This is a genomic window from Helicobacter sp. MIT 14-3879, assembly GCF_003364125.1.
In genome coordinates, this window is sequence record NZ_NXLP01000203.1 from 1 (window position 1) to 451 (window position 451).

At 28.8% G+C, this 451-nt stretch carries 1 protein-coding gene; it reads left to right on the forward strand.

Translation table 11 applies throughout. The features are described 5' to 3' along the window. Window positions 1–451 (forward strand): hypothetical protein (locus tag CQA44_RS13390; RefSeq protein WP_258865052.1); only part of this gene is annotated, 451 nt, incomplete at both ends.

Sequence of the window (451 nt, forward strand, 5' to 3'; positions counted from 1 at the left end):
ATACTATGATTTAATCGGAAAGAAGTTTCATACTCAAAGTAAAACTAGAAAAGGTGAATTTATCACCCTACACGATATTATGGATGCTACTTATTTTGATTATGAAACACAAGATAGCACATTTTTTAATACCTTTAAATTAAAAGGTGATATGACCCCCACTCAAGCTAAAAGATTCTTTTCTCGCTATGACCTCCTTATTCACCAACCAAATACTACTTCAGGATTCTCTGCAACTTTATTTGAGGACTTAGGAGAGTTAGAAAAAGAGTTAGATAATAAAACAAATACAAGAAAATCTACTACTCTATTCCAAGATAAAGAATCTAAAGAATATATTTTAGCTATAAGAGGCACAGAATTAAAACAAGGAATCTTTAATGACACACAAGATAATAATCAAAAGATTATATCTATAAGAGGAAAGTTAGATAATAAAACAAATACAAGA